Below are 14615 nucleotides of genomic sequence, written 5' to 3' on the forward strand. Positions count from 1 at the left end.
CCATAGCGATGGCTTGTGGAGGAGTTCCGCGATACGTCGGGATGCACCCTGGTGCCCGTGCGGTTCCCTGGGCAGACTGAGGTGCACAAGCAGGTGCGAAGGGGGCGGCGGCCATGTCAGAGCCGGAGTTCAGCGCCATGGGTGTGCGGATCGAGCGGTGGCCCCGCTCGCTCACGACGGCCGGGCAGGTCCTGATCGAGGACGGCAGGCTCGCGCTCCTCACCAGCTACGGGCGGGTGATCGACAGCGCGCCGGTGCGGGCGGTCCGGGCGGGCAAGCCCTGGTTCGCGGGCGGCGACAGCGCGGTCGCGACGGTCAACGGCACCCGCTACCGGCTCACCATGAGCCGGCCGGGACACGGACTCGACGGTACGGCGCTGACGGGCCGGTTCCTGGAGGCACTCCGCAAGGCCGGGGCCGGCCGGGGCTGACCGTGCGCGGCCGGCGGTGTCACCAGTGCGGTGCCTGCGCGGAGTTGCCACGGGGTGTGCGCGGAGTTGCGAAGGCGTCACGCCTGGTTCACGCTTGACCTACATCACTCTGGGTTGACCGGCGGTGACACTGCGATCCAGCCCGCCGGCGCATACAGCAGGCAGCCGACTGCTGGATCCGATCCTTCGTCTTCTTCCGGACCTATTCGGGGAGTCGCAGCCGTGATCAGCGAGGCAAGCAGGCATTGCACGGTGGAGCTCCAGGCTCTGCCTTCGCGGATCGGTCAGGTCCGCAGAATAGTGTCGGCGCAATTGCGCTACTGGCAGCTCGACCGCCTGATCGACCAGGCGGCGCTCGGCGTCACCGAGCTGCTGACCAATGTCCACCGGCACGCACAGCCGGACAAGCTGTGCACCGTGGAGATGGAGCTGCTGCTCGACCGGCTCACCGTCTCGGTGCACGACCATGATCCCCGGATCCCGATGCTGGGCTCCGCGGGACCGCTCGAGACCACCGGGCGCGGACTCGCGCTGATCGACGCGGTGAGCGAGAGCTGGGGGGTACTGCCGAAGGGCGACGCCGGGAAGATCGTGTGGTTCACGCTCCCCACGTCACCGACGGCCACGGCGCCGGTGCCGTACACGGTCGCGTCCGTGTACGGGGCGGCCCCGGTCGAGACCTCCTTCGCGGTCGTCGAGGCGGAGCCACGCGAACGTGCGGCGGTCCGGTCGGTCGTCACGACCTGACCGGATCGGGCTGCGCTGGGCTCTCGGCCAGGTCGAGGCCGGGCCGGGCCGGGCTGCGCTGGGCCGGGCTGCCGGCCCGGTGCTGTGGGCGAGGTCGGGGCCGGGCCGGCAGCGCGGCGGGAGGCGCCGGGAGGCGCCGGGTGAGGAACCGCCGGCGCCCCTGGTCGATGACGAACACCTCGTACCGTCCCCGCATCCGTCACTCCGTGGCGATCGCCCGCAGGACGTCGAGACGTGCCGCCCGTCGCGCGGGCAGCCGGCCGGCGAGCGCGCCGGCCGCCAGGCCCACGAGCGCGACCACCGCGAGGCGCTCCGGCGCCAGGACGAAGGCGAACGCGCTGTCGCTCGTACCGTCCGAGGCCCTGACGAGGACCCAGCCGAGGAAGGCTCCCAGGGCCAGTCCGCCGGCCGTGCCGAATGCCGCGACCAGCACGGACTCCCAGCGCACCATGGCGCGCAGCTGCGACCTGGTCTGTCCGACGGACCGCAACAGCCCGAGTTCGCGGGTCCGTTCATGGATGGCGAGGGTGAGGGTGTTGGCGATGCCGAGGAGTGCGATCACCACGGCCAGGCCCAGCAGCGCGTAGACGAGGGTGAGCATCATGTCGATGCCGCCGGCCGACGACTCGGCGTACTCGTCCCGCGTCTGCACCTCGGGACTGCCGTAGGCCCGGGCGGTCTTCTCCACGGCCGCCTTGCCGTCGGCGGGGCTCACGCCACTGCCGAAGGAGACGGCGATCAGCCGGTCGGCGTCCTGTGCGCGGTGCGGGGCCCAGGCCTCTCGGGTGATGAGGTAGTCCCCGACCAGCTCGGACTCCCCGTACACGGCGCGGACCGTGAAGGTCTTCCGCGTCCCGTCGGTGAAGGTGAGTTCGGTGGTGCCGCCGGGCTTCCAGCGGTGGGTGTCCGCCGTGTCGCGGGTGACGGCGATGCCGTCGGTGCCGAGTGCGTCGAGGGAGCCGTCGACCGCGCCGAGGTCGAAGACCTCGCCGACGGCTCCGGCGTCGGCGACGGTCAGGGACCGGCCCTCGCCGTCGACGTCCGCGACGCCACGGCCGAGGCCGACCGCCGTCGCCACTTCGGGCTGCCGGGCGAGCGCCGGGGCGATTGCCGGGCTGAGCCCGCTGCCGCCCGCGCCGAAGGCGGCCGCGCTGATCGCCACGTCGCCCGCGAAGGAACGGGAGACGGTCCGGTCCATGGTGGCCTTCAGCGAGGCGCCGAAGACCGTGAACAGGGAGACCACGGCGACACCGATCATCAGGGCGCTCGCGGTCGCGGCGGTGCGTTTCGGACTGCGCAGCGCGTTGCGCCCGGCCAGCCGTCCCGTGACGCCACGCAGCCGGTCGAGCGGTCCGCCGAGGATGCGTACGGCCGTCGAGGAGGCGACAGGTCCGAGGACGACGAACGCGGCGAGGGCGAGGACTCCGCCGGCGCCGGCGAGCCACACGGACGGGGTGACGAGCACCCCGGTCAGGGCCAGTCCGACCGCGAGCAGCGCGAGGGCGATGCCCGTGACGGCGCGGCTCCTGGACGCTCCCGACTGGTCGACGGAGGTCTCCCGGAGTGCGGCGAGCGGCGCGGTGCGTCCGGCCCGTACGGCGGGCAGCAGCGCGGAACCGAGGCAGACGACGATGCCGACGGCGAGCGGCAGCGCCATCGAGAGCCCGCTGATGACGAGGTCGCCCTCCGGGAACGGGAAGCCGATGGCCGGGAACAGCGCCTGCAGCCCCAGGGCGACACCGACACCGCCGAGGACGCCCGCGGCAGAGGCCACGAAGGCGACGACGGTCGCCTCGGCGAGTGTGGCACCGACGACCTGGCGCCGCGACGCCCCGAGGGCGCGCAGCAGCGCGTTCTCCCTGGTCCGCTGGGCGACGACGATCGCGAAGGTGTTGTGGATGGAGAAGGTGGCGACCAGCAGCGCCACACCGGAGAAGACGAGGAGGAAGGGGTGAAGAGGGTCAGGAACTGACCGGAGATCATGTCGGTGTTCTCCTGCGCCGCCTCCTGGCCGGTGATCGCCTCGATGCCCTTCGGGAGTACGGGCGTGAGCGCGTCGACGAGGTCCCGCTGTCCGGTGCCGGGACCCGCCCGGACCAGGATGGTCGACGCCTCACCGGGCTTCGGGGTCAGGTACTTCTCGGCGTCGGCGCGGGTCATGCCGGTGAAGGTGACCTGGGCCATGCCGTCCTCGCCGCCGAAGGTCGCGAGCCCCACGATCGTCACCCGGACCGGATCCGGTGTGCGCAGCGTCGTCGTGTCGCCGATCTTCAGCCCGCCGGTCTCGGCGGCGCCGCTGTTGACGACGACCTCGCCGGACCTGGCCGGGGTGCGTCCCTCCGCGAGCCGGTACGGGTTGAGTTCGGGATCGTCGATCCAGTTGCCGACCGTACGACCGGTCCGGCGTACGGCGTGTCCAAGCAGCCGCAGCACCTCCTCCCCCGAGCGCGAGTCGAGGTTGCCCGTCGGTTCGTCGGCGAAGACGACATCGGGGTTGCCGGCGAACGCGCGGGCGACGGCGACGCGCTGCTGCTGGCCGCCGGAGATTCGGCGGGCCGGTGGTGCAGCCGGTCACGGAGGCCCACGACGTCGATGAGGGTGTCGAGCCACCGCTGGTCGGGCCGCGTACCGGCCAGGTCGGCGGGGAGCGTGATGTTCTCGGCGACACTGAGGGTGGGCAGGAGGTTGAAGGCTTGGAAGACGAAGCCGATGCGTTCACGCCGCAGCAGGGTGAGCCGCCGGTCGTCGAGGGTGCTCAGGTCGGTGTCGCCGATGAGGGCGGAGCCGGAGGTCAGCGTGTCGAGTCCGGCCGCGCAGTGCATCAGCGTGGACTTGCCCGAGCCCGAGGGCCCCATGATCGCGGTGAAGCGTCCGGCCGGGAAGCCGTCGCTGACCCCGTCCAGGGCCCTGACTTCGGTGTCGCCCACGCCGTAGACCTTGACGGCGTCCACGACGCGGGCGGCTGTCCGGGAAGAGGTCATGACCGCCGGGGTCATCGCGGTCGTCATGCCGCCCCGCCCTTGGAGTACGGTCCGAACTGCTCGTCCAGGACGGAGAGTCGGCGCCAGTACTCGTCCTCGTCGATCTCTCCGGCGGCGAACCGCCGGCCGAGCACGGCGATCGGCGACTGCTCGCCGCCGTACATCCCGCCGTGCATCCCGCCGTGCGTCCCTCCGTGCATCGGACGGTGCTGCCACGGTCCGCGGTGGCCGCGCAGGCCGGTGCGCCTGAGCAGCGTGATGCCGCCGAAGATGACGGCCGCCCAGATCAGCGGGAAGAACAGGATCCACGGGCCGGGCCCGTCGTACGCGAGGGTGTTCATTCCGGTCAGCTCCTCGGTGGTGGTCCGGTGATGTCGTCTCGTGCGATACGAGCGTCACGCCGGGAGGGGCTCCGGGTCGTCGTACGGCCAGCGGCACTGCACGTACCACGCGGGGAGTACGCAAGGCCCGCACGGCTGCTTCCGGTGCGGCCTGGAGCGGCCATGTGCGCGCCGTCACCGAGACGATCAGGCAACGGGCCGAGGAGGTGAGATCGACGCGGAGGCGTCGCCTGGTGGTGTCGATGACCCCCTCGGCCGACTCCCGAGCGGCTCGGAGGTCGCCGAAGAGGGCAGACGCGGGACGAGTTCAGCGCCTCGCGACCGTCGTGGGCAGACGCGAGGCGGTGATCGTCGGGGCCGTCGCGGGCGGTTGTGCGTCCGCGCGTGCTGTCCGGTCGACAGGGGGTGTCGTCAGTCGACCGCGGTGTCGTCAGTCGACCGCGGGTGTCGTCAGTCGACCGGGATCAGCGTGAGGTAGACGAGGCCCAGCACCCCGCGGTAACCACGGAGCCAGCTCGCACGGTGGCGGTCCACCCGGTCCCGGGTCTCGGCGGCGAGGGGGTGGCCGGCGTTCGTGGCGAGCCACTCCTCCGTACCGGCGAGATAGCCGGATTCGAAGTGCTCCCACTCCGCTTCGGTCGCCGTCTCGAGCGATTCGACGCGGAATCCCGCGGCGGTCGCGGCCTCGACGATCCCGGCGAGGGACTGGTGGTCATCGACGCGGGCCCCCGGCCACATCGCGGCCAACTCGTCCGGGGTCGGGGTGCGCTGCCAGAAACCCTCGCCGAAGAGCAGCCGTCCACCCGGCGCCACCAGCGAACGCAGCGCACCGAGCGCGGCCCTGGTCGGGTCGCCGGTCACTTCGTCCGGATCGAGGAGTGCCTGTCCTGAACCCACGCACAGCACGACATCGGCCGGCCCGCGCGTCGTGCCGGTGGCCGACTCCTCGACGAACTCGACCCGCCCGCCGATACCGCGCGCCTCGGCGTTGTGCCGTCCCCGTGCGAGATCCTCGCCGTTGAGATCGATACCCACGCCCTTCGAGCCCGGCGCCGCTTCGAGCACCCGGAGCATCAACTCGCCCCAGCCACAGCCGATGTCGAGCACGGTCGCGGGCGCGCGACGCGTGAGCCTCGCGACGAGAGCATCGGCGCGGACTTCGGACAGGGGCCCGTGGAAGGTGAGGTGGGTGAGGCGCGGCGGCAGCTCGGTGTCGGTCATGGGGCGGAACGGTACGACCACAGGGCCCTGCCACGCACCTGAAATTCCTCGCCCGCGGCGGGACGAGGACTCTTTGAAATTTTTCGACCGGTCGTCTACTTTGGAACTAGCCGACCGGTCGGCTAATCACCGGACCTCATCCCCTCGAAGGAGGCCATCATGAACGCCACGCACGTTCGCAGGGTCGCGGTCGTCACCGGCGCGTCGCAGGGCATCGGAGCCGGGATCGTGAGCGCCTACCGCAGGCTGGGCTACGGCGTCGTCGCCACCTCGCGCCACATCGCCGCGTCGGACGATCCCGACGTCCTCACCGTCCAGGGCGACATCGCCGACCGCGCGACCGCGGAACGTGTCATCGCCGCGGGCGTCGAGCGCTTCGGCCGCATCGACACGCTGGTCAACAACGCGGGGATCTTCATCGCGAAGCCGTTCACCGACTACACCGAGGACGACTACGACGCGGTGCTCGGCGTGAACGTGGACGGCTTCTTCCGTATCACCCAGCTCGCGGTCGAGCGCATGCTCGAGCAGGGCGGGGGTCACGTCGTCCAGATCACGAGCACGCTCGCCGACCAGGCCAGCTCCAGCGTCACGTCCGTACTCGCCTCTCTGACCAAGGGCGGTCTGCAGTCCGCCACCAAGGCGCTGGCCATCGAGTACGCCGGCCGCGGCATCCGGAGCAATGCCGTGTCACTGGGCACGATCAAGACGCCCATGCACCCCGAGGAGCATCACGCGGCTCTCGCGGCCCTGCATCCGGTCGGACGCATGGGCGAGGTGAGCGACATCGTGGACGCGGTGGTCTACCTCGAGAACGCCCCGTTCGTCACGGGCGAGATCCTCCACGTCGACGGCGGCCAGAGCGCCGGGTCCTGAGCACGGACGGCCCCGTCGGGGCGCGGGCCTCGATGCGGGGGCACGCCCCGCGCCCCTGCCGGCCGCGGCCGCCCCTGAACCGACTGCCGGTGGTCCGCCCGTCACCGAGGCGAACCGATCGGCACCAGCCCACTCAGGGACCGTTCGGAGCGAGCCAGTGTCCCGTTCCGGATCCGGCCCTTCATCCGTCTCACGAGGAAGGCACTCCATGGCTTCACCACTCGACGCGCTCGGCGTGGACAACCCGGTTCTGGCCGCGCCGATGGCCGGTGGCCCCAGCACCCCCGCCCTGGTCGCGGCAGCCGCCGGCGCGAGCGGACTGGGGTTCCTGGCCGGCGGATACAAGACCCCCGACGCGCTGGCCGAGCAGATCACCGAGGTCCGCGACCAGGGCGTCACCTTCGGGGTCAACCTCTTCGCGCCGAACCCCCTGCCGGTCGATCCGGGGGCCTTCCGGCGCTATGCCGCCACGATCGCACCCGAGGCCCGGGCCTACGGACTGGACGCCCGGGCAGCGGGAATCGTCGAGGACGACGACCACTGGACGGACAAGATCGACTTGCTGCTGGCCGAACCCGTACCGGTCGTCAGCTTCACCTTCGGTATCCCGGACGCAGCCGTCATCGCCGCGTTGCGCGCCGCCGGAACGCTGGTCGTCCTGACCGTCACTTCGCCGGCAGAGGCGCGCCTGGCCGCGGGCGCGGGAGCCGATGCGCTGGCCGTACAGGCGTCGGCCGCGGGAGGGCACTCCGGCACGCTCACCCCGCAGCATGTCCCGGCCCCTGTTCCACTGACCGATCTGTTGCGGCGGATCCGGGAGACGGTGTCGCTGCCGCTCTTCGCGGCGGGTGGACTGGCCACCCCGGCCGGCGTGGCCGGGGCACTGCGCGCCGGCGCCGAGGCGGTGATGGTCGGCACGGTCCTGCTGCGGGCGGACGAAGCCGGTACGTCACGTCCGCACAGGGCGGCCCTGGCCGATCCGACGCGCCACCGGACCGTGGTGACCAGGGCGTTCACCGGCAGGCCCGCACGGGCCCTGTCCAACCGGTTCACCGACCACTACGGTGGGCTCGCGCCTTCCGGCTATCCCGCCCTGCACCATCTGACCAGGCCGATCCGCCAGGCCGCTGCCTCGGCCGGCGACGCCGAGCGGATCAATCTGTGGGCCGGGACGGGGTATCGCCACGCCATCGCGGAACCGGCAGCCCGGATCCTGCGGAGGCTGGCCTCCCACGTCTGAGCCCTCGGCGCCCGGCGCACGCCGGGCGTCCTCGCCCCATGCCCCGGGCCCCGGGTCGGCACGACTGCGGTTCTGCACGGCTACGGGACTGCATGACTACGGGACTCGCGCCTGCCGACCCGCTCCACCCACCGGCGCGGCTACCCGGCGACCCGCCGGCAGCTGACCGAGGCTCAAGCCTCGGCCGCCACCTCCTGCGGCGTCCGGGCGCCCAGCAGGGCCAGGCAGTTCGCCCAGAGCACGCTCAGCTGGGAGGTGTTGTTGTAGAGCTTCGCGAACAGCACCTGCCCTTCGAGTTGCGCGACGACCGATCGTGCGGCCTCACGAGGGTCGGCGACGGCGACCTCTCCGCGCTCACGCGCCTCGGCGACGACCGACTCCACCATGCCGACCTGGGCGTCGAAGATCTCCTGCAGGCGTTCTCGGATCGCTTCGGTCTGATTGCTCAGCTCCAGCGTCAGGTTCCCGAACAGGCAACCGGAGACGGTGCCACAGCTCTGCTGCCCCGCACGCTGACTCGCCTCCGTCTCCTCGAAGAGCTGCCGCAGCCGCTCGAGAGGAGCGGCGTCGCCACCGAGGACTCGGGTCCATTCGCGCCGCTGACCGACCCAGTGCTCGTCGAGCACGGTCAGTGCCAGGGCCTCCTTGGACTCGAAGAAGTAGTAGAAGCTCCCCTTGGGCACCCCGGCCGTCTTGCAGATCTCGGCCACGCCCAGCGCCGAGTAACCACGCAGCTCGATGAGCGATTGCGCGGCACTGATGATCTTCTCCCTGGCGTCACTGGTCCGTCCCATGGTGGCAAGTATACGACCGATCGACTAGTCTGTACTAGACCGGTCGGCTAGCGATTCCCGGGGCACTCGCCCGCGATGGCCGACCGTCCTCGCGGACCGGGAGCCACCGCCCACACGCACAGATGAGAGCTGATGCAATGAGCCATCCCATGCATGAAGTCCTGCGGCGCTGGAAGGCCGCTTTCGACGGCCATCAGCCCGACTCCATGGCCGGCCTGTTCACCCCGGACGCCCTCTTCCAGGGCTTCGGACCCACCGTCCTCACAGGCCCGGACGCCGTGCGGGGCTACTACGAAGCCGTCCCGGCCGGCCGGAGGGCGGACGTGACGGTCCTGCACACGTACACGGTCGGCGAGCAGGTCGCGGGAGGCTTCGCGGCCGTCACGTTCGGCGACGCGCACGGCTGGGAGGCCCGTGTGCACCTGTCGCTGGTACTCCGCCGCGACGACGGCGACTGGCGGATCCGTCAGTACCACGTGTCCCGGGTGGACACCGAGCACTCGGACCTGTCTAGGTGATCATCCGATAGGGCGCCACGATGGTACTTTGACCGCAATCGTGGGAGGGGCGGGCGACGTAAGTGGACAGTGACCTGCGGCGTGCGGCTGTGGTGGCGCTGGCCGAACTCGGGCGGAGCGATGACTTTCGCGACCGGGCGGATGCTGGTCACAGCCTGGCGGCGTTTGCCGAGATGCAGGAGGCTGGGGAGCCGTTGCTGGGGCTTGTGCTCGACCCTCGTGACACCTTCGTCACCCGGCGGACCGCGGAGGGCTTGCTCCAGCGAAAGGACAGGGCCGGACTGACGATAGTCGCGTCCGCACTGGCAGTCGCCAACGACAATCACGCCGATTGGATCCACACCGCGATCATCGATGTCTTCGGCATCTTCTCGGACGACCTGGACGAGGCGCTACGGCAGTGTGAGGAGATGTCGGGCGACACCGACGGTCGTGTCGCCCGGGGGCCCGTCGGCTGCACGAGAGCCTCGCAAAGATCGATCCCGTTCTTCGCCCCGCATAGCGGGGTTCGGAGCGTCTGCCACTCGGTTTCGCCCTGATGTTCTGGGACTTCGGCCCCTTTTGACGCGGGGTCGGCGGCGGGTCGGTGCGGGCGCCGGCCGCGCTGCACCCCGGTCCGCACCCGGTGCAGAATCCCGTCGATCACCTGCGGTGATCCCGCAACCTGCCACATCGGCCGTACGGGGCGATCGTCGCCATCATTCGTATGCATTCCTCGTCGGGGCGGCGGTGCCCCCGCGCGGTCGGGCAGGCAGGGCCCGCCGGTCGGCAGCCCGTCCGCAGTCGGTTGGTCAGCAGCCGATCAGCAGTCGGCCGGTCGGCCCTCAGGACACGGGCTGCGGCACGGCACTCAGGGGATCGTCCAGGACCGGCTGCCAGGCCAACTCCGCCGCGCCCACCAGGCTGTTGTGGTCGAGCGTGCACGGCAGGATCGGCACGCTGCCGCTGCGGCCCCACAGGCTGCGGTCGGCGACGACCGCGCGGAGGCGTTCCGGGTCGGCGTCGAGGAGTTCGCGATGGAGGCCGCCGAGGATGATGCGGTCCGGGTTGAGGATGTTCACGAGACCGGCGAGGCCGAGGCCGAGACGGTCGATGAGTTCTTCGGCAGCCGCACGCACCGACGGGTCGCCGTACTCCGTGCCGAGCAGGTCCCGGGACTGCTGGAGCAGGGAGACCTCGGGACCCGGGTCGCGGCCGGCGGCCGTGAGGAAGGCGAGCGGGTCGGCCTCGACGTCGAGGCAGCCGCGACTGCCGCAGTGACAGGGGCGGCCCTCGGGGTTGACAGTGAGGTGGCCGACCTCCAGAGCGAGGCCGGAACTGCCGGTGTGCAGACGGCCGTCGAGGACGAGCGCGCCGCCGACACCACGATGGCCGGTGGCCACGCAGAGCAGGTGCTGGGCCCCGCGACCGGCACCGTGCCGGTGCTCGGCGAGGGCGGCGAGATTGACGTCGTTGCCGGTGAAGGCCGGTCCCATGACTCCGGCCGCACGGACGCGTTCGGCGAAGATGTCGCGGACGGGGGCACCGGCGGGCCAGGCGAGATGGAGGGGATTCAGCGCGGTTCCCTCGGGCTCGGCCACGGCGGAGGGGACGGCGAGCCCGGCGCCCACACATCGTCGGCCGGTGGCGCGCAGCAGTGCCGCGCCTGCGTCGACGACCTCGCCCAGCACCTGTGCCGGGTCGGCGGAGACCGTGACACAGCCGGGTGCGGTCGCGACGATGGTGCCGCCGAGGCCGACCAGTGCGGCCCGGAATCCGTCGGCGTGCACCTGGGCGGCGAGCGCGACGGGGCCCGCGTCGTCGACGGCGAGGCGGTGCGAGGGACGCCCCTGGGAGCCGGCGGCCGCGCCGGGTCTGGAGTCGACCCGGATGAGGCCGAGCGCTTCGAGTTCGGCGGCGACGGCACCGGCGGTGGCGCGGGTGACGCCCAGTTCGGCGGTCAGGACGGCCCGGGTGGGCGCGCGGCCCGTGTGGACCAGTTCCAACGCGGGCCCGAGTGCGCTGCGGCCTCTCTCCAGCTTCGTCCGGGTGCTCGTCACCTTGCCGTTCATGGGCGAAGTCTCCCATGATCCCGCAGGTCCGGTGGGCGAACCGGTGGCCGGTGGCCGGTTCCCTCACGGCCTCCCTCTCGTCCGTCCGGACATCGCGCCTCGCCCGGACTTCACGACGCTCGACGAGGCGGGACGGCTCGCGCTCCTCCAGGAGCCGGTGGTGGGGCCCGTACACCGGAGCCGCGGTTGTGCGGGAGCCGCGCCGGGCCCTATCCTGACTTTGTGCCGCTACTAAACAAACCCGACACCGCTCACTCCCTCACCCGCCTTCGCGCCGCGCTCACGGTCTTCTTCGCCCTCGACGGCTTCCTCTTCGCCGGCTGGGTCGTCCGTATCCCCGCCATCAAGCAGCAGACCGGTGCCTCCGCGAGCGATCTGGGGCTCGCGCTCCTCGGTGTGTCGGCCGGGGCCGTGGTGACGATGACGCTGACGGGGCGGCTGTGCCGGCGCTTCGGGAGCCATCCGCTGACCGTCGCGGCCGCGGTCCTGCTGTGTCTGAGCATCGCGCTGCCCGCCCAGACGCATTCGTCGCTCACCCTGGGTCTGGTGCTGCTGGTGTTCGGCGCCGCGTACGGCGGCATCAACGTGGCCATGAACAGCGCCGCCGTCGATCTGGTCGCGGCCTTGCGACGGCCCGTGATGCCCAGTTTCCACGCCGCCTTCAGCCTGGGCGGCATGATCGGCGCGGGGCTCGGCGGGCTGGTGGCCGCGGGCCTGTCGCCTGCCGCGCACCTGTTCGCCCTCACGGGCATCGGGCTGCTGGTCACCGCCGCGGCCGGTCCTGTGCTGCTGCGTCACCCCTCCCCCGCGGCCCCCGGACGGTCGGCCTCGACGGCGGACGCTCCGGCGGCCGGCCCGGCCCGCCTCTCCGGCCGTACGCGCCGCCTCGTCGCGCTCTTCGGTGTCATCGCCCTGTGCACGGCGTACGGAGAAGGCGCGCTGGCCGACTGGGGCGCGCTGCATCTGGAGCAGGACCTCGGCGCGCACGCGGGTGTCGCGGCCGCCGGATACTCCCTGTTCGCGCTGGCCATGACGGCGGGACGGCTTTCCGGTACCACCCTGCTGGAGCGGCTCGGCCAGACCCGGACGCTGGTCGCGGGCGGTGCGACCGCCGCCGTGGGCATGCTGCTCGGTGCGCTGGCACCGACCGTGTGGCTCGCACTGCTCGGCTTCGCCGTGACGGGGCTCGGGCTGGCGAACATCTTCCCGGTGGCGGTGGCACGCGCCGGCGCACTGGCGGGTCCCAGCGGGGTGGCGGCGGCCTCCACGCTCGGCTACGGCGGCATGCTCCTCGGCCCGCCCGCGATCGGGTTCCTCGCCGACTGGTTCTCGCTGCCCGTGGCCTTGACCACGGTGGCGATGCTCGCCGCCGCGGCCGCGCTGATCGGGTACGCGGCCCGGAAGGCACCGGCCGGTCCGGCCGCACCGGCCGGAACCGGACAGGCGCCGATCCAGCAGTCTCAGGCCGAGCGGGACCGTTCCGGACAGGCACACCGCCGGGAGCACGCGCACTGACCGTACGCCCCCGACCGCCGACCCCTTCCCGGCGTACTGAGTACGGGCGGCCTGAGTAGCCGTACTCAGGCACAGCGCTTCCCTGGCGCGCACCATGGACGCATCGACCTCAGGGGGCATCCGCCATGACATCCCGCATGACATCCCGGTTCTCGAACTCCCGGTTCATGAACTCCCGGTTCATGAGCTCCCGGCGTCGCCTGCCGGGCCTTGTCCGGCTGACCTTCGCCCATCCCGCGTCGCGCGCCTATCTCGCCGTCGTCGTCGCCACGGCGGTGTTCGTCGCCGTGGACAGCCTGTTCGTGCGTCACGAGGACGCCTCGCTCGCCGGTGTCTGGCTGTTCCTGCTCGCCGCACCGACGGTGTTCGTCTTCCTCATGGCGGGCTCGCTGTTCGGGGACGCAGTCATCGGCTCGGTCTGGTTCCTCTACCCCGCACTGGTCCTCTCGGTGCTGATCCAGTCCCTCGCCCTCGGCCTGTTCGTACGACTGCTGCGCGGCGGCCGGCACTCCGCCCACCCTCAAGGCGCCTGACGCCTGACACCGACATCCGGCACTTGGCAGAATGCCCGGCATGGAGACCGCCGAGCTGATCAAGTCCCTCGTCCGGGAGGGCCAGTTGCTGGCCGGTGCCGCCGACGAGGCGGGCCCCGACCTCGCGGTGCCGACGTGCCCGGGCTGGCGGGTCAGGGACCTGCTGCGGCACACCGGCATGGTCCATCGCTGGGCGACCGCGTTCGTGGCCGAGGGACACACGGAGTACCGTCCGGACTCGGGCGAGCCCGACCTGGACGGGGACGAGTTGCTTGAGTGGTTCCGGGAAGGACACGGCCTGCTGGTCGCGGCGCTCGCCGAGGCCCCGGACGATCTGAAGTGCTGGAGTTTCCTTCCGGCGCCCTCGCCGCTTGCGTTCTGGGCGCGACGCCAGGCCCATGAGACCGCTGTGCACCGGGTGGACGCCGAGTCGGCGCTCGGCGAGCCCGGTCCCGTGGCGGCTCGCTTCGCGGCCGACGGTGTCGACGAACTGCTGTGCGCGTTCCACGCCCGCCGGAACAGCCGGGTGCGGACGGCCGTGCCGCGGGTCCTGCGGGTGCGGGCCACGGACACGGACGACGTCTGGACCGTGCGGCTGTCGGAGGAGCCCGCGCGAGCCGACCGTACGGGAGAAGGGCTCGCGGATTGCGAGCTGAGTGGGCCCGCCGGACGGCTCTACCTCGCCCTGTGGAACCGGCTGCCCCTCGCGGCCGTGACCGTGAGCGGGGACGAGGAACTCGCCCGGCTGTGGCGCGAGACGTCCGCGATCACCTGGTCCTGAGGACACGGCGGCGACGCAGTCCACACCCCCACGGTCCCCGTCTCCGGGCCCGTCCGGGGTCAGCGGAAAGCGGTCAACCGTCGACAGTCCGCGTCAGCCGTCGCCGTCGGCCCGAGCCCGGTCGCCGTCGGCCCTCTTGCCGTCCGCCGTCAGCGAGCCGGCCGCATCAGCATCCTGGACAGCACCGCCCGCTGCAGCGGCTGCACCTCGGCATGGCGCTCGCGGCCCGCGTCCGTCAGCGCGACCCGCACTCCGCGGCGGTCCTCGCTGCACATCACGCGGTTCACCAGGCCGTCCTTCTCCAGCCGGGCGACCAGGCGTGACAAAGCGCTCTGGCTCAGATGCACTCGGGAGGCCAGCTCCTGCACCCGGTACGAGCAGCCGCCGTCCTCCGCGGACCCTTCGGCCAGCACGTCGAGGACCTCGAAGTCGCTCGCACCCAGTCCGTGCTGATGCAGCTCCCGGTCGAGCTCGCACATCGTGCGCGCGTGCAGCGCGAGCACGTCACGCCATTCGTCCACGAGCGCACGCTCGGACTTCTTCGCCGCCATGACCACACGTTAGCAGAAAACCGGCACATTGTTGC

14 protein-coding genes and 2 pseudogenes are annotated in these 14615 nt (G+C 71.9%); 9 read left to right on the forward strand and 7 right to left on the reverse strand.

The window, feature by feature from the left end; all coding sequences use genetic code 11:
- Positions 1-113 precede the first annotated feature (113 nt).
- Together OG766_RS03645 and OG766_RS03650 are read left to right on the forward strand one after the other, a co-directional pair.
- Entirely contained in the window at positions 114-431 is a 318-nt protein-coding gene (locus OG766_RS03645) for a hypothetical protein (protein ID WP_266376400.1), read from the forward strand.
- A 222-nt stretch (positions 432-653) separates the two neighbouring features.
- Positions 654-1178, forward strand: coding sequence for an ATP-binding protein (locus tag OG766_RS03650; RefSeq protein ID WP_328724551.1), 525 nt, complete (start codon positions 654-656; stop codon positions 1176-1178).
- A 199-nt stretch (positions 1179-1377) separates the two neighbouring features.
- Here OG766_RS03650 and OG766_RS03655 read toward each other — a convergent pair.
- The 4 genes and pseudogenes from OG766_RS03655 to OG766_RS03670 form a co-directional block, all read right to left on the reverse strand.
- A pseudogene (locus OG766_RS03655) lies at positions 1378-3563 on the reverse strand (ABC transporter permease); the annotation flags it as partial.
- Positions 3543-4186, reverse strand: a pseudogene (locus OG766_RS03660) (ABC transporter ATP-binding protein); the annotation flags it as partial. The pseudogenes OG766_RS03660 and OG766_RS03655, both read right to left, overlap by 21 nt.
- Positions 4183-4500 (reverse strand): SHOCT domain-containing protein, encoded by a 318-nt coding sequence (locus tag OG766_RS03665; protein ID WP_328724552.1) that lies wholly within the window; start codon positions 4498-4500, stop codon positions 4183-4185. The pseudogene OG766_RS03660 and the gene OG766_RS03665, both read right to left, overlap by 4 nt.
- Positions 4501-4950: 450 nt before the next feature.
- On the reverse strand, positions 4951-5721 hold the full coding sequence (locus OG766_RS03670; protein ID WP_328724553.1) for an SAM-dependent methyltransferase: 771 nt from the start codon (positions 5719-5721) through the stop codon (positions 4951-4953).
- 159 nt (positions 5722-5880) lie between these two features.
- On the opposite strand from OG766_RS03670, the gene OG766_RS03675 reads away from it, so the two are divergent.
- Together OG766_RS03675 and OG766_RS03680 are read left to right on the forward strand one after the other, a co-directional pair.
- Positions 5881-6597: an SDR family NAD(P)-dependent oxidoreductase gene (locus OG766_RS03675; RefSeq protein WP_266376391.1), complete on the forward strand. Its 717-nt coding sequence runs from the start codon at positions 5881-5883 to the stop codon at positions 6595-6597.
- 208 nt (positions 6598-6805) lie between these two features.
- Positions 6806-7837: a nitronate monooxygenase gene (locus tag OG766_RS03680; RefSeq protein ID WP_328724554.1), complete on the forward strand. Its 1032-nt coding sequence runs from the start codon at positions 6806-6808 to the stop codon at positions 7835-7837.
- Between the two features lie 173 nt (positions 7838-8010).
- On the opposite strand, the gene OG766_RS03685 is transcribed toward OG766_RS03680, so the two are convergent.
- A complete protein-coding gene (locus OG766_RS03685; protein WP_266376386.1) occupies positions 8011-8631 on the reverse strand; it encodes a TetR/AcrR family transcriptional regulator in 621 nt (206 codons plus the stop codon).
- A gap of 149 nt (positions 8632-8780) precedes the next feature.
- On the opposite strand from OG766_RS03685, the gene OG766_RS03690 reads away from it, so the two are divergent.
- Together OG766_RS03690 and OG766_RS03695 are read left to right on the forward strand one after the other, a co-directional pair.
- Entirely contained in the window at positions 8781-9149 is a 369-nt protein-coding gene (locus OG766_RS03690) for an SgcJ/EcaC family oxidoreductase (protein ID WP_266376384.1), read from the forward strand.
- Between the two features lie 62 nt (positions 9150-9211).
- Complete coding sequence (locus tag OG766_RS03695; RefSeq protein WP_328724555.1) at positions 9212-9688, forward strand: hypothetical protein; 477 nt, start codon at positions 9212-9214, stop codon at positions 9686-9688.
- Positions 9689-9973: 285 nt separating this feature from the next.
- On the opposite strand, the gene OG766_RS03700 is transcribed toward OG766_RS03695, so the two are convergent.
- Positions 9974-11200, reverse strand: coding sequence for an ROK family protein (locus OG766_RS03700; protein ID WP_266376382.1), 1227 nt, complete (start codon positions 11198-11200; stop codon positions 9974-9976).
- Positions 11201-11422: 222 nt separating this feature from the next.
- On the opposite strand from OG766_RS03700, the gene OG766_RS03705 reads away from it, so the two are divergent.
- The 3 genes from OG766_RS03705 (at position 11423) to OG766_RS03715 (ending at position 14029) form a co-directional block, all read left to right on the forward strand.
- A complete protein-coding gene (locus tag OG766_RS03705) occupies positions 11423-12715 on the forward strand; it encodes an MFS transporter (RefSeq protein WP_266376381.1) in 1293 nt (430 codons plus the stop codon).
- Positions 12716-12897: 182 nt separating this feature from the next.
- Positions 12898-13248, forward strand: coding sequence for an SCO4225 family membrane protein (locus OG766_RS03710; protein ID WP_266376380.1), 351 nt, complete (start codon positions 12898-12900; stop codon positions 13246-13248).
- A 40-nt stretch (positions 13249-13288) separates the two neighbouring features.
- Entirely contained in the window at positions 13289-14029 is a 741-nt protein-coding gene (locus OG766_RS03715; RefSeq protein ID WP_266376379.1) for a maleylpyruvate isomerase family mycothiol-dependent enzyme, read from the forward strand.
- 149 nt (positions 14030-14178) lie between these two features.
- Here OG766_RS03715 and OG766_RS03720 read toward each other — a convergent pair whose 3' ends face one another.
- Positions 14179-14580 carry a MarR family winged helix-turn-helix transcriptional regulator gene (locus tag OG766_RS03720; protein ID WP_266376377.1) on the reverse strand — a complete coding sequence of 134 codons (402 nt, stop codon included), beginning with the start codon at positions 14578-14580 and terminating at the stop codon, positions 14179-14181.
- Between the last annotated feature and the right edge of the window lie 35 nt (positions 14581-14615).

The sequence above is a fragment of the Streptomyces sp. NBC_00259 genome, from assembly GCF_036181745.1.
GTDB lineage: Bacteria > Actinomycetota > Actinomycetes > Streptomycetales > Streptomycetaceae > Streptomyces > Streptomyces pratisoli.

Bases quoted from the DNA above. Each gene is read 5' to 3' on its own strand.
- OG766_RS03645 (WP_266376400.1), top strand. From the start codon at position 114: ATGTCAGAGCCGGAGTTCAGCGCCATGGGTGTGCGGATCGAGCGGTGG.
- OG766_RS03665 (WP_328724552.1), bottom strand. From the start codon at position 4,500: ATGAACACCCTCGCGTACGACGGGCCCGGCCCGTGGATCCTGTTCTTC.
- OG766_RS03670 (WP_328724553.1), bottom strand. From the start codon at position 5,721: ATGACCGACACCGAGCTGCCGCCGCGCCTCACCCACCTCACCTTCCAC.
- OG766_RS03675 (WP_266376391.1), top strand. From the start codon at position 5,881: ATGAACGCCACGCACGTTCGCAGGGTCGCGGTCGTCACCGGCGCGTCG.
- OG766_RS03680 (WP_328724554.1), top strand. From the start codon at position 6,806: ATGGCTTCACCACTCGACGCGCTCGGCGTGGACAACCCGGTTCTGGCC.
- OG766_RS03685 (WP_266376386.1), bottom strand. From the start codon at position 8,631: ATGGGACGGACCAGTGACGCCAGGGAGAAGATCATCAGTGCCGCGCAA.
- OG766_RS03690 (WP_266376384.1), top strand. From the start codon at position 8,781: ATGCATGAAGTCCTGCGGCGCTGGAAGGCCGCTTTCGACGGCCATCAG.
- OG766_RS03700 (WP_266376382.1), bottom strand. From the start codon at position 11,200: ATGAACGGCAAGGTGACGAGCACCCGGACGAAGCTGGAGAGAGGCCGC.
- OG766_RS03710 (WP_266376380.1), top strand. From the start codon at position 12,898: ATGAGCTCCCGGCGTCGCCTGCCGGGCCTTGTCCGGCTGACCTTCGCC.
- OG766_RS03715 (WP_266376379.1), top strand. From the start codon at position 13,289: ATGGAGACCGCCGAGCTGATCAAGTCCCTCGTCCGGGAGGGCCAGTTG.
- OG766_RS03720 (WP_266376377.1), bottom strand. From the start codon at position 14,580: ATGGCGGCGAAGAAGTCCGAGCGTGCGCTCGTGGACGAATGGCGTGAC.